Annotated in this window: 12 protein-coding genes; 4 read left to right on the plus strand and 8 right to left on the minus strand. The window is 64.3% G+C overall.

From position 1 onward, the window contains the following. Positions 1 to 88: 88 nt before the first annotated feature. The 3 genes from H681_RS16260 to fadB all read right to left on the minus strand — a co-directional run bounded on the left by H681_RS16260 (position 89) and on the right by fadB (position 3,830). Positions 89 to 352 carry a DUF1653 domain-containing protein gene (locus tag H681_RS16260; RefSeq protein WP_015477971.1) on the minus strand — a complete coding sequence of 88 codons (264 nt, stop codon included), beginning with the start codon at positions 350 to 352 and terminating at the stop codon, positions 89 to 91. Positions 353 to 476: 124 nt separating this feature from the next. Next, positions 477 to 1,652: an acetyl-CoA C-acyltransferase FadA gene (gene fadA, locus H681_RS16265; protein WP_015477972.1), complete on the minus strand. Its 1,176-nt coding sequence runs from the start codon at positions 1,650 to 1,652 to the stop codon at positions 477 to 479. A gap of 30 nt (positions 1,653 to 1,682) precedes the next feature. Then, positions 1,683 to 3,830 (minus strand): fatty acid oxidation complex subunit alpha FadB, encoded by a 2,148-nt coding sequence (fadB, locus tag H681_RS16270; protein WP_015477973.1) that lies wholly within the window; start codon positions 3,828 to 3,830, stop codon positions 1,683 to 1,685. Positions 3,831 to 4,332: 502 nt separating this feature from the next. On the opposite strand from fadB, the gene H681_RS16275 reads away from it, so the two are divergent. Beyond that, positions 4,333 to 5,139 (plus strand): hypothetical protein, encoded by an 807-nt coding sequence (locus H681_RS16275; RefSeq protein WP_015477974.1) that lies wholly within the window; start codon positions 4,333 to 4,335, stop codon positions 5,137 to 5,139. Positions 5,140 to 5,144: 5 nt separating this feature from the next. On the opposite strand, the gene H681_RS16280 is transcribed toward H681_RS16275, so the two are convergent. Next, positions 5,145 to 5,579, minus strand: coding sequence for a hypothetical protein (locus tag H681_RS16280; RefSeq protein WP_015477975.1), 435 nt, complete (start codon positions 5,577 to 5,579; stop codon positions 5,145 to 5,147). Between the two features lie 71 nt (positions 5,580 to 5,650). Here H681_RS16280 and H681_RS16285 point away from each other — a divergent pair, with 71 nt between their 5' ends. After that, a complete protein-coding gene (locus H681_RS16285; RefSeq protein WP_015477976.1) occupies positions 5,651 to 6,091 on the plus strand; it encodes a universal stress protein in 441 nt (146 codons plus the stop codon). Positions 6,092 to 6,129: 38 nt separating this feature from the next. On the opposite strand, the gene H681_RS16290 is transcribed toward H681_RS16285, so the two are convergent. Both H681_RS16290 and H681_RS16295 read right to left on the minus strand, forming a co-directional pair. Then, on the minus strand, positions 6,130 to 6,810 hold the full coding sequence (locus tag H681_RS16290) for a DUF6901 family protein (protein WP_015477977.1): 681 nt from the start codon (positions 6,808 to 6,810) through the stop codon (positions 6,130 to 6,132). A gap of 62 nt (positions 6,811 to 6,872) precedes the next feature. Then, complete coding sequence (locus H681_RS16295) at positions 6,873 to 8,783, minus strand: ATP-binding cassette domain-containing protein (protein WP_015477978.1); 1,911 nt, start codon at positions 8,781 to 8,783, stop codon at positions 6,873 to 6,875. A gap of 185 nt (positions 8,784 to 8,968) precedes the next feature. Here H681_RS16295 and H681_RS16300 point away from each other — a divergent pair, with 185 nt between their 5' ends. After that, on the plus strand, positions 8,969 to 10,894 hold the full coding sequence (locus H681_RS16300; protein WP_015477979.1) for a transglycosylase SLT domain-containing protein: 1,926 nt from the start codon (positions 8,969 to 8,971) through the stop codon (positions 10,892 to 10,894). A gap of 62 nt (positions 10,895 to 10,956) precedes the next feature. Next, the gene (locus H681_RS16305) at positions 10,957 to 11,337 is read left to right on the plus strand and encodes a lysozyme inhibitor LprI family protein (protein ID WP_015477980.1); all 381 of its coding nucleotides are present in this window, start codon (positions 10,957 to 10,959) and stop codon (positions 11,335 to 11,337) included. A 137-nt stretch (positions 11,338 to 11,474) separates the two neighbouring features. Here H681_RS16305 and H681_RS16310 read toward each other — a convergent pair whose 3' ends face one another. Both H681_RS16310 and H681_RS16315 read right to left on the minus strand, forming a co-directional pair. Continuing rightward, positions 11,475 to 12,284 carry an MOSC domain-containing protein gene (locus H681_RS16310; protein ID WP_015477981.1) on the minus strand — a complete coding sequence of 270 codons (810 nt, stop codon included), beginning with the start codon at positions 12,282 to 12,284 and terminating at the stop codon, positions 11,475 to 11,477. 167 nt (positions 12,285 to 12,451) lie between these two features. After that, a complete protein-coding gene (locus H681_RS16315; RefSeq protein WP_015477982.1) occupies positions 12,452 to 13,381 on the minus strand; it encodes a chemotaxis protein CheV in 930 nt (309 codons plus the stop codon). Between the last annotated feature and the right edge of the window lie 31 nt (positions 13,382 to 13,412).

A 13,412-nucleotide genomic window follows, 5' to 3' on the forward strand; every position in this document is an offset into this window, starting at 1 on the left:
CGGAAGATTCCTGCGTCGAAAAGATGAATTTATAAGGAGGGAGGAGCTAGGAGCGGCACCGCTATATATAGTGGCGGTCGCGCCAAGGTCAAGCGTGGCTTTCGCCGGACGGGTCACTCTGAAGCCCCAGCGGATCGTTTTCCACAGTGACCAGCGCGAAGCGCGGAACCCGCTCGCCGTTCACTTCCACGGCCTCGGTGAACATGCTCAGCGGACGCACCCAGAGGCCGAACTCACCGTACAGCGCCTGGTAGATCACCAGCGTCTCTTCGGTTTCGGAATGTCGTGCCACGCCGAGCACACGGTACTGCTGCCCCTTGTAGTGTCGATACAGTCCGGTCTGCAGTTGCATGGGTCGTCCTCTTGCGGCTGACAGAAAAAAGGCCGCGATTGTCCATGTTGCCCTCGCTCCGGGCAATCCCTACCGAAAAACGAAAGCCGGGGCACAAGGCCCCGGCTCGTCCATCTCCGACAGCTTAGACGCGTTCGAAGACGGTGGTGATGCCCTGGCCGAGGCCCACGCACATGGTGGACACGCCCAGGGTACCGCCGTTCTGCTTCATCACGTTCAGCAGGGTGCCGGAGATACGCGCACCGGAGCAGCCGAACGGATGACCCAGGGCGATGGCACCGCCGTGCAGGTTGACCTTCTCTTCCATCTTGTCGAGCACCTTGAGGTCCTTCAGCACCGGCAGGGCCTGTGCGGCGAAGGCTTCGTTGAGCTCGAAGAAGTCGATGTCGTTGATGGTCAGGCCGGCGCGCTTGAGCGCCTTGTTGGTCGACGGAACCGGACCGTAGCCCATGATCGCCGGATCAACGCCCGCCACGGCCATGGCGCGAACCACGGCCATCGGCTGCACGCCCAGGTCCTGGGCGCGCTGGGCGCTCATGACGATCATGCAGGAGGCACCGTCGGTGATCTGCGAGGAAGTACCGGCAGTCACGGTGCCACCCTTCGGGTTGAAGGCCGGTTTCAGGGCCGCCAGGCTTTCCAGGGTGGTTTCCGGACGGATGGTTTCGTCGAAGTCGAAGACCTTCAGGAAGCCGTTCTCGTCGTAGCCTTCCATCGGGATGATTTCGTCTTTGAACTTGCCTTCCTGGGTCGCTTTCCAGGCCAGCTGGTGCGAACGCACGCCGAACTTGTCCTGCGCCTCGCGGGTGATGCCGTGCATCTTGCCCAGCATTTCGGCGGTCAGGCCCATCATGCCCGATGCCTTGGCGGCGTACAGCGACAGGTGCGGGTTCGGATCGACGCCGTGCATCATGCCGACGTGCCCCATGTGCTCCACACCGCCGATGACGAAGACGTCACCGTTGCCGGTCTGGATCGCCTGCACGGCAGTGTGCAGGGCGCTCATGGACGAGCCGCACAGGCGGCTGACGGTCTGGCCGGCGCTGGTGTGCGGGATCTGGGTCATCAGCGACGCCATGCGCGCGATGTTCCAGCCCTGCTCCAGGGTCTGGTTCACACAGCCCCAGATCACGTCCTCGACTTCCGCCGGGTCGATCTTCGGGTTGCGCGCAAGCACGCTGCTGATCAGGTGCGCGGACATGGTCTCCGCGCGGGTGTTGCGGTGCATGCCACCCTTCGAACGGCCCATCGGGGTGCGGCCGAAGTCGACAATGACGGCGTCTCTCGGATTCAGGCTCATAAATTCACTCTCGCTCTATTCGTTGCGCACTCAACCGAAGAACTTCTGGCCGTTCTTGGCCATTTCACGCAGCTTCGCGGTCGGGTGGTACAGCGCACCCAGGTCGGCGTACTGGTCGGCCAGGGCGACGAATTCGGCCACACCGATGGAGTCGATGTAACGCAGGGCACCGCCACGGAAGGGAGGGAAGCCGATGCCGTAGATCAGGCCCATGTCGGCCTCGGCAGCGGTCTCGACGATGCCGTCTTCCAGGCAGCGCACGGTTTCCAGGCACAGCGGGATCATCATGTAGTTGATGATGTCCTCGTCGGTCAGCTCGCGCTGCTCGGTGACGATGGACTTCAGCAGCTCATAAGCCTGCGGATCGGTGACTTTCTTCGGCTTGCCGCGCTTGTCGGTCTCGTAGGCGTAGAAGCCCTTGCCGTTCTTCTGGCCCAGGCGGTTGGCGTCGTACATCACGTCGACGGCGGTCTTGCCTTCTACGGCCATGCGGTCCGGGAAGCCTTCAGCCATCACGTCGCGGCCGTGGTGGCCGGTGTCGATGCCGACCACGTCGGACAGGTAGGCCGGGCCCATGGGCCAGCCGAACTTCTCCATGATCTTGTCGATGCGCACGAAGTCCACGCCGAAGCCCAGCAGCTTGGAGAAGCCGCCGAAGTACGGGAACAGCACGCGGTTGACCAGGAAGCCGGGGCAGTCATTCACCACGATGGGGTTCTTGCCCATCTTCTTGGCGTAGGCCACGGTGGTGGCGACGGCGACGTCGCTGGACTTCTCGCCACGGATCACTTCGACCAGCGGCATCATGTGCACCGGGTTGAAGAAGTGCATGCCGACGAAGTTCTGCGGACGCTTGAGCGCCTTGGCCAGCAGGTTGATGGAGATGGTGGAGGTGTTCGACGCGAGGACCGCATCTTCCTTCACCACGCCTTCAACTTCGGCCAGTACGATCTGCTTGACCTTCGGATTCTCGACCACGGCTTCGACGACGATGTCGACGTTGCCGAAGTCGCCGTAGGACATGGTCGGGCGAATGGCGTTCAGGGCCTCGGCCATCTTGGCCGGGGTCATGCGGCCTTTTTCGACGCGCTTGCCCAGCAGCTTCGAGGCTTCGTTCAGACCCATCTGGATACCCTCTTCGCGGATATCCTTCATCAGGATCGGAGTGCCCTTGGAAGCGGACTGGTAGGCGATGCCGCCACCCATGATGCCGGCGCCCAGTACGGCGGCCAGTTTCACGTCCTTGGCGATCTCGTCGTACTGCTTGGCCTTCTTCTTCAGGTCCTGGTCGTTCAGGAACAGGCCGATCAGGCTCTGCGCAACCGAGGTCTTGGCCAGCTTGACGAAGCCCTGGGCTTCGATTTCCAGCGCCTTGTCACGACCGAAGTTGGCGGCTTTCTGGATCGACTTGATCGCTTCGACCGGAGCCGGGTAGTTCGGGCCGGCCTGGCCTGCGACGAAGCCCTTGGCGGTTTCGAAGGCCATCATCTGCTCGATGGCATTCAGCTTGAGCTTTTCCAGCTTCGGCTGACGGCGGGCCTTGTGATCCAGCTCGCCGGCGATGGCGCGCTTGACCAGGTCCAGGGCGGCGGCTTGCAGTTGCTCCGGCGCCACGACGGCATCGACGGCGCCGACTTTCAGCGCGTCTTCAGCGCGGTTTTCCTTGCCCGAGGCGATCCACTCGACGGCGTTGTCGCAACCGATGACGCGCGGCAGGCGCACGGTGCCGCCGAAGCCCGGGTAGATGCCCAGCTTCACTTCCGGCAGGCCGATCTTGGCGGTGGCGCTCATGACACGGAAGTCGGCAGCCAGGCACATTTCCAGACCGCCGCCCAGGGCGATGCCGTTGATCGCGGCCACGGTGGGAACGTTCAGGTCTTCGAAGTCGCTGAAGATCTTGTTGGCTTCGAGGTTGCCGGCCAGCAGCTCTTCGTCGGACAGCTTGAAGTTGTCGACGAACTCGGTGATATCGGCGCCGACGATGAACACGCCCTTGCCGCTGGTCACGATCACGCCCTTGACGGACGCATCGGCCTTGATGGTATCGACTGCTTGGCGCAGTTCATTCAGGGTGAGTCGGTTGAACTTGTTGACGGACTCGCCCTTGAGGTCGAAATTCAGTTCGACGATGCCGCTCTCAAGAGCCTTAACCGTGATGGCTTTACCTTGGTAAATCATCAACTGATCTCCACGCTAGGGAAGCTTGAAATCACACGTCGGACGCCACGTATCGGGACGGCCCGGCAGTCGCCGAGGATAGTCCCAAAGCTGGCGGCACACCCGCCGACGCGATAGCCGGGGCGCTTTGTCCGAGCATTCGCACAGGGCAAACGCTCGATTCATACGCCCGTTTGATTTGGGTGCGCCCACCTTCTAGGAAAAGCCGTTGCTTGTCAATCGGCGAGACGCAACAGTCGCAAAGCGGCCGGAACGTCTGGGCCGGAGCATTCAGCAGGCTAACCCGCCCCTATTCACCACGCCTATCGTGACAATTTCCAGCTGGCACCTGTGTGCCGGAAACCGGTAGACAACTGTTCAAACGCCAGACCGCACGTTAGAGTCCGACGCTAATGGCGATCCGCCCGCAACCGCCGGATGGAAGGACACTGCCGCCGGCCGGACCGCCTGGAACCTGTGGAACACAACAACAAGAAGCCCCTGGCTCCAAGGAGATGGAACGATGACAAGCCGTTCGCTTGTGCGTCTGTTGTCTGCGCTCGCGCTCACCACCCTCCCCCTCTTCGCCGCGGCCGATGCCGCCAGCGACCTGCTCAGTCTCCACCAGATGCGCCTGGCCGCCCAGCGCAGCCTCGGTGACTTCTTCATGTTCAACGCGATGGAAGGCGACCAGAAGTACGCCAGGCTGGTCGAGGCTTCGTCACAGAATGCCGGCGAGGCACTGGGCAAGCTGGGCACCATGCCCGGCAACCAATCCACGAAGCTGAGAGCGCAACTGCAGGATCAGTGGAAAGGCTATACGGCCCAGTTGCAGACACTGACCGGCGCACTGGACAAGAGCGGCTATACCGACCTGCAGCCGGTGGCCGACCTCGCCACGCAGAACCGCAAGCTGCTGGAGACCGCCGACCAGCTCTACGCCAGTATCCAGGATGAAAGCGGCAGCAAGGTCCCGCCGCTGACCCAGCAGACCCGTGAGCAGAGCCTGCTGATGCAGGACATCGCCGTGGACTACGCCTCGCGCAACGCCTCGGTCGGCGCGAGCTTCTTCGGTGGCGGCGAGGAGCGCCCGCTGGATGACCTGGCCAATCGCTTCGCGATCAACCTGGTGAAGCTGCAGCAGGCACCGCAGACCACGCCGGAGATCGGCAAGACACTGCGTTCGGTGGCGATCAAGTGGCACTACATCGAGAAATCGCTGCAGAACTACAACCAGAACAGCGTGCCCTTCCTGATCAACAAGTACTCCGACCGCATCATCGAAGACCTGGAAACCGCCTCCAGCCTCTACGCCGCGCAGCAGAGCTGATCGTTTCAGGCATGCTGCTTGAGGAAATCGGCGACCCGTTGCAGATCGCGGCTGCCGCCCCGCTCGCCCCAGTACAACGCCAGGAACTGGGGCGTCGCCTCGACCATGTAGACATCCTTCGGCAGGCTGGCCAGGGCCTCGGCCAGCTCGCCCTCGGCGCTCGCCTCGCGCCAGCGATCCAGCCAGACACCCGGCGCGCTCTGCCAGTAGCACCAGACATCGCGACTTTTCCCACGGGCACGGTGGTACTGCGCGCACTGGCGCGGCGGCTGCCGCTCCATCCAGTGCGGCCATTCCTGGCGCGCGATCTGCATGGCCAGGCCCAGGCGCCGCGCCTGCAGGCGTTGGTCCATCTGCCCACGCTGGCCTCGCGAAGGAATCAGCCAGGTCAGCGGGCTGAGCACCAACGCAATGAGCAGGATCACCATCCAAACGGTCATATCGGGTATACCGGTCAAACATGGCCAGTCGGGCCATACTGATACTAACAAGTCCCCCGGAGGAGACGCTCATGCTCTACCAACACATTCTGGTCGCCGTCGACCTTACCGAAGAATGCGATCCGGTGATGAAGCGAGCCGTCGCGCTGGCCAAGGCCAACGACGCCCGGCTCTCGGCGGTGCATGTCGTCGAACCCATGGCGATGGCCTTCGGCGGTGACGTGCCGATGGACCTGTCGATGCTGCAACAGCAGCAGTTCGACCAGGCCAAGGAGCGCCTGCACCAGTTCACCCTCACCTACTCGGAAATCACCAGTTCCCAGTGCCATCTGGTCTACGGCCAGCCTCGCCAGGAAATCCACCGGCTCGCCGACGAACAGGGTTGCGACCTGATCATCGTCGGCAGCCACGGTCGCCACGGCCTCGCCCTGCTGCTGGGCTCTACCGCCAATGATGTGCTGCACGGCGCCCCCTGCGACGTCCTCGCCGTCCGCCTGCAGAAAACCAGCTGATCGATACGGCGGGCCCGCTGGGCCCGCCGCCTTCCGCCTCAGAGCATATCGCCGCTCATCAGCAGCGGGCGTACCTTCTGCAGTTGCGCTTCCAGCGAATAGCTCATGCTCGACGCCATAGAGAAGAAGCTGAGGAACGCCTTCAGGTTCGAATCGCTCTCGCAGGTTTCATGGATGCGCTGCCAGAACGCCTGATTCACCAGTTGCAGTTGCTGGAACTGCTTCACCAGCCCCTTCAGTTCCCAGTCCGCATGCCGCCCCTCGCGGAAGTTGAAGTATTGCCGCATCAGGTACAACGACACCGCGCGCAGGATGAATTCCTGGTTGCTGGCGAACGGCAGGTGCTGCTGCGCCATCGGCTTGAGCTTGCCCAGCAACGGGCAGGCGCTGGTGGCCATGATCACCCCGAGCAGCGCACGCAAGCCTTCTTCCAGGCCGGTGAGCTTGATGTACTCGCGCTCCGGCGTACTCACCTGCACCGAGGCCTTCTTGAAGGCCGGCAGACCGCGAAAATCCTCGATCACCCGATGCAGGTCCACCGCGGCCGGGCAGTGGCTGCACTGCTGCGCACTCAGCGGACAATTGCTGCACTGGTTGTAGTCCAGGCGTGTCCAGCGTGGCGCCCGGGCGGCGGCTTCCGGGTCGTAACCCCGGTCCAGTTCGATGCGGTAGCTGAACGCGTGCTCATCATCCAGGGTGATGCGGTATTCGATTGCCATTCGGCCATCCCTAACAGTCTTTGATCAGCGACACGCACGGGTACGTCACCGGACCGAACGGATCACTCCTCCAGTTCGGCCCAGCGCTCGATCAACCGGTCCAGCTCCTCCTGCAGGGAAGTCAGGCGCTCCAGGGCAACCTGGGTTTCGCTCTGCGGACGCTGGTAGAAGTCCGACGACGCGGTTTCTTCCTGCAACGCGGCCAGTTCCGCCTCCAGGGCGTCGATCTGCCCGGGGATGGCCTCCAGCTCACGCTGCAGCTTGTAACTGAGCTTCTTCTTCGGCGCCGCGTCCACCGGCGCACTTACGGCAACCGCCGGAGCGGGAGCCGGTTCGGCGGCAGGCTTGTCGCCCTTCTCCTCGCCCACGCCGAGCAACTTGGGCGAACCACCCTGGCGCAGCCAATCCTGGTAGCCGCCGACGAACTCGCGCACACGCCCTTCGCCTTCGAACACCAGGGTGCTGGTGACCACGTTGTCGAGGAAGGCCCGGTCGTGGCTGACCATCAGCACGGTGCCATCGAAGCTCAGCAGCACCTCTTCCAGCAGTTCCAGGGTTTCCACGTCCAGGTCGTTGGTCGGTTCGTCCAGCACCAGCAGGTTGGCCGGTTTGCTGAACAGCTTCGCCAGCAACAGGCGTGCCCGTTCGCCACCGGAGAGCGCTTTCACCGGCGTGCGGGCGCGCTGCGGGGAGAACAGGAAGTCGCCCAGGTAGCTGAGGACATGCCGATTCTGGCCATTGATGGTGATGAACTCACGACCTTCGGAAATGTTGTCGATCACGGTCTTTTCCGGCTCCAGCTGGTGACGCAACTGGTCGAAATAGGCCACTTCCAGTCGGGTGCCTTCCTTGATGGAGCCGGAGGTCGGCTGCAGGTCGCCCAGCAGCAGCTTGAGCAGGGTGGTCTTGCCGGTGCCGTTGGCACCCAGCAGGCCGATACGGTCGCCGCGCTGCAGCACCAGGGAGAAATCACGGATCAGCGCCGGGCCGCCCGGATGGGCGAAGCCGGCCTTCTCGACGACGATCACCTGCTTGCCGGACTTCTCCGCCGTCTCCAGCTGGAAGCTGGCCTTGCCCTGGCGCTCGCGGCGCTCGGCACGCTCGTTGCGCATCGCCTTCAGCGCGCGCACCCGGCCTTCGTTACGGGTACGGCGAGCCTTGATGCCCTGGCGAATCCAGACCTCTTCCTGGGCCAGACGCTTGTCGAACAGCGCATTGGCCGCCTCTTCCGCCGCCAGTTCCTGCTCTTTATGCACCAGGAAGCTGGCGTAGTCGCCGTTCCAGTCAATCAGATGGCCGCGATCCAGTTCCAGGATGCGGGTCGCCACGGCTTGCAGGAAGGCGCGGTCGTGGGTGATGAACAGCACGGCGCCGGGGAAGTCCGCCAGGGCGTTTTCCAGCCAGGCGATGGCACCGATGTCCAGGTGGTTGGTCGGTTCGTCCAGCAGCAGCAGGTCCGGCTCGGCGACCAGCGCCTGGGCCAGCAGCACGCGGCGACGCCAGCCACCGGAGAGTTCGGCGAGGGTCTTGTCGGCCGGCAGTTGCAGGCGGCTCAGGGTGGTGTCTACCAGTTGCCCGAGGCGCCAGCCGTCGCGGGCTTCCAGTTCCTGCTGGACGCGGGCCAGCTTGGTCAGGTCGTCCTCGTTCTCGATATGCAGGCTCAGGTGGTGGTAGCGCGCCAGCAGCTCGCCGACTTCGGCCAGGCCTTCGGCGACCACGTCATAGACCGTGCGGTCGTCGGCGCGCGGCAGCTCCTGGGGCAATTCGCCGATTTTCAGCGCCGGCGCGCGCCAGATATCGCCGTCGTCGGGCTTCTGCTCGCCCTTGACCAGCTTGAGCATGCTCGACTTGCCGGTGCCGTTGCGGCCGATGACGCAGACCCGCTCGCCTCGGGCGATCTGCCAGGACACCTTGTCCAGCAGCGGCGTGGTGCCAAAGGCAAGGGACACATCGGTGAACTTCAGCAGGGTCATGGGGCATCTCCACAAGCAGGGCGCGCAGTTTACGGGAAAGCGCGGAAAAGTCAGAGGGTTGCGCTCAATCGTCGACTCCCCCGCAGCAGCTATGGGCGGCGCTTTCACCGCCCTGCCGCAACGGCTAAGCTACCGGCAGCGGCGCGAGCCATCGCCCGCCCTCCGATCATCATTCCGGAAGTGCCATGCGCGGTCGTCTTTTCACACTGTTTTCATGCCTGCTCCTCAGCCTGTCCGTCCAGACGGCCAACGCAGCGTCCCTGCCCCAACAGCGCCAGATGTACGACGAGGCACAGAAAGCCCTCGCCCGCAACGACAGCGGCCCTTATTTCCGCTATCAGTCGGCGCTCGCCGATTATCCGCTGGAACCCTACCTGGCCTACGACGAGCTGACCAACCGCCTGAAAAGCGCCAGCAACGACGAGATCGAGCGTTTCATCACCGAGCATGGCGACCTGCCGCAGATCAACTGGCTGAAACTGCGCTGGCTGCGCCAACTGGCCGACCGCGGCGACTGGAACACCTTCGTCAACTATTACGACCCGAAGATGAATTTCACCGAGCTGGACTGCCTCTACGGCCAGTACCAGCTCGGCCACGGCAAGAAGGCCGAGGGCTACGCCACCACCGAAAAACTCTGGCTGGTGGGTAAATCACAGCCGGACGCCTGCGACACCCTGTTCTCGATCTGGCAGGCCGACGGCCAGCTCACCGAGGAAAAGGTCTGGAAGCGCCTGAAGCTCGCCGCCGAGGCCCGCAACTATGGCCTGGCCACCACCCTGTCCAGGCGCCTGCCGACCCTCGGCAGCCAGGGCGCGCTGCTGGTCAAGGTGGCGCAGAACCCCGCGCAGCTCAGCCAGACCACCCGTTTCACCGCCCGCGACCACGCCACCGCCGACGTAGTCGGCCTGGGCCTGCGCCGCCTGGCCAGGCAGGACCCGGAAAAAGCCATCGGCCTGCTCGACTACTACGAATCGGTGCTGCCCTTCTCCAGCGACGAGAAAGTCTCCATCGCCCGCGAAATCGGCCTGAGCCTGGCGCGCCGCTACGACCCGCGCGCCCTGCCGCTGATGGAGAAGTACGACCCGCAACTGCGCGACAACACCGTCACCGAATGGCGCCTGCGCCTGCTGCTGCGCCTGGGCCGCTGGCAGGACGCCTACCAGCTGACCCGCGCCCTGCCGCCGGAACTGGCGGAAACCAACCGCTGGAAGTACTGGCAGGCCCGTGCCCTGCAACTGGCCGAACCGCAAAGCAAGCAGGCGATCAGCCTGTACCAGCCAGTCGCCCGCGAGCGTGACTTCTACGGTTTCCTCGCCGCCGACCGGATCAACGCCCCCTACCAGTTGAACAACCGCCCGGTATCGCCGGATCCGCGCACCCTGCAGCGCGTGCGCAATGCCGCCAGCACCCGCCGCGCCCTGGAGTTCTACGCCCGCGGCGAGATCATCAACGCCCGTCGCGAGTGGTACCACGCCGCCCGCCTGCTCAGTCATGACGAGCTGCTGGCCCAGGCGAAGATCGCCTACGACATGCAGTGGTACTTCCCGGCGATCCGCGCGATCAGCCAGGCCAAGTACTGGGACGACCTGGACATCCGCTTCCCTATGGCGCACCGCAACACCCTGGTACGCGAGGCGCGCAATCGCGGCCTGCATTCGAGCTGGGTGTTCGCCATCACCCGCCAGGAAAGCGCCTTCATGTCCGATGCCCGCTCGGGCGTCGGCGCCACCGGCCTGATGCAACTGATGCCGGCCACCGCCAAGGAAACCTCGAAGAAATTCGGCATCCCGCTGGCCTCGCCACAGCAGTTGATCGTGCCGGACCTGAACATCCAGCTCGGCGCCGCCTACCTCAGCCAGGTGCATGCCCAGTTCAACGGCAACCGCGTACTGGCCACCGCCGCCTATAACGCCGGCCCCGGCCGCGTGCGCCAGTGGCTGAAGGATGCGCGTCACCTGGCCTTCGACGTCTGGGTGGAAACCATCCCGTTCGACGAAACCCGCTCCTACGTGCAGAACGTGCTGTCGTACGCGGTGATCTACGGGCAGAAGCTCAACGCGCCGCAGCCCATCGTCGATTGGCACGAACGCTTCTTCGACGAACTCTGATCCACTCCCCCGCCCGGCACCCGCCGGGCGGTTTCCATCCCCTCACGGAAAAGGAAATTCCCATGCGCAAGACCGTACTGTCCCTTACTGCCCTGGCGGCGGGCCTGCTCGGCGCCGACCTGGCCCTGGCCGCCTGCGAGAAGCCGCGCAACGCCTTCGACAGCGTGTACTGCCTGAGCACCGAATACGCCCAGGTCGACCGCGAGCTGAACCAGGAATTCGGCACCCTGCGCAAACTGCTCAACGACGGCCAGAAGGCCACGCTGAAGAAAAGCCAGCTTGCCTGGATCAAGGACCGCGACGTCCAGTGCAGCTACGAGCGCGACGGCGGCTACTTCGTCAACCTGCAGTGCGCGGTGGACAAGACCCAGGAGCGCCTGGGCGTGCTGCGCGAGCGGGAGCGCGAGTGCCAGAGCACCGGTTGCGTCGAAGCCAAGCTGTAAAGCGCTGGCGGAGTACCAACGGTTGTGCCCCTGATGCTACCTGTAGGAGCGAGCTTGCTCGCGAACGCTTCCTCGGATGTACCCGCATCAAGCTGTTCGCGAGCAAGCTCGCTCCTACAAGTGCCCCAATGTCGGGGCTACTCCAGGACTTCCACATCCATACCCATGCGCAGCTCGCCGCTGTTCAGGGCGATCAGGTTCTGGCCGAACAGCGCCTCGCCGTTGACGTTGCGGTACTGCAGCAGCGTCGCCAGCGGCTGGCGCTCCGGGTCACGCTCACCGGTCTGCGGGTCGATGGTGGTGAGGATGCAGCGCGAGCAGGGCTTGGCCACCTTGAAGACGACGTCGCCGACGCGGATGCGCTTCCAGCCGTCCTCGGCGAACGGCTCGGCGCCCGCCACCACCAGGTTCGGACGAAAGCGAAGCATTTCCAGCGGACGGCCGACCTTCGCGGAAAGATCGTCCAGCGAACCCTGGCCAATCAGCAGCAGCGGGAATCCATCGGCAAAGTGCACCTGTTCGCCCGGCTCGGCATAGGCGGTATCCACCTGCCGCGCGCGCTGCTCGGGCATCTGCACCAGACGCACAGCGCGGCCCAGGAAGCGGCTCAGCCACTGGGCAGCGGCATCGCCGGCATCCGGCACCTGCAGCATGTCGCGCCAGATGACCACGCCACGCAGGTTGTCATCGCGGCCCGGCACGTTCACCAGCAGGTCGTCCATGCCTGGCGCGCGCAGGCGCAGGGCCTGGAAACCATTCTGCCAGCGCGCCTCGATACGGCCCATCTGCGGCAGCAGGCGCTGGGTCAGGAAGCGTCCATTGGCAGCCTCGACCACCATCCAGCGACGGTCCCCCTCCAACCCCAGCGCGTCCAGCCGAATCGACTGCAGGGGCTCGTTGGCGGTGGATTTGACCGGGTAGCGGTAGAGCTCGCTGAGGGTGTACATCGGGACGTCCTTTCACGTGGGCGAAAGCGACCTTATACGGCGTGGAGCGGGCGCCTAGCAATGGCAACGAACGGTAGGAGCGAGCTTGCTCGCGAAGGCTTTTCGCCTGATGCATTGGCATCAGGCGGTTCGCGAGCAAGCTCGCTCCTGCAAAGGAAGACTCGGTGTCAGGCGAGGACTTTCTGCAGGCGGCGGCGCACCACTTCCACCAGTTGGTCGGGCTGGAACTTGGAGAGGAAGTCATCGCAGCCGACTTTCTTCATCATCGCATCGTTGAAGCTGCCCGACAGCGAGGTGTGCAGCACCACATGGAGACTGCGCAGGCGCGGGTCGTTGCGGATTTCGGTGGTCAGCCGGTAGCCGTCCATTTCCGGCATTTCGGCGTCGGTGAAGACCATCAGCAGCTTCTCGTCCATGTCGTGCCCCTCGTCCGCCCAGCGCTTGAGCTGCTGCAGCGCGCGCAGGCCGTCGGTGGCCACGTGCAGGCGCAGGCCGAGTTGGGTCAGCGTATCGCGCAACTGGGCGATGGCCACGCTGGAGTCATCCACCACTAGCACCTCGCGGCCACGGGTCTGTTCCAGCAGCGCGTCATCCAGGCGGTCGGCGGACACCCGGGTATTCATCGGCACGATCTCGGCCAGTACCTTCTCCACGTCGATGATCTCCACCAGGCGGTCTTCCACCCGGGTGATCGCGGTCAGGTAGTGCTGCCGGCCGGCGCCGCCGGGCGGAGGCTGCACGGCTTCCCAGTTGAGGTTGAGGATGCGTTCCACCCCGCCGACCAGGAAGGCCTGCACCGAACGGTTGTACTCGGTAACGATGATGGTGCTGCTGGCATCCGGCACCAGCGCGCGCATGCCGATGGCTCGCGACAGGTCGATCACCGGCAGGGTCTGGCCACGCAGGTTGATCACCCCGCAGATCATCGGGTGGCGCTGCGGGATCAGGGTCAGGCGGGGCAACTGCAGGACTTCCTGCACCTTGAACACGTTGATCGCGAACGGCTGCCGTCCCGCCAGGCGGAAGACGAGGATCTCCAGTCGGTTCTGTCCCACCAGTTGGGTGCGTGAGTCGACGCTGTCGAGAATACCGGCCATGCCTGCTCCTGGTTCGAAAGGGATCATGCGG

The organism is Pseudomonas sp. ATCC 13867, from assembly GCF_000349845.1.
Lineage (GTDB): Bacteria > Pseudomonadota > Gammaproteobacteria > Pseudomonadales > Pseudomonadaceae > Pseudomonas.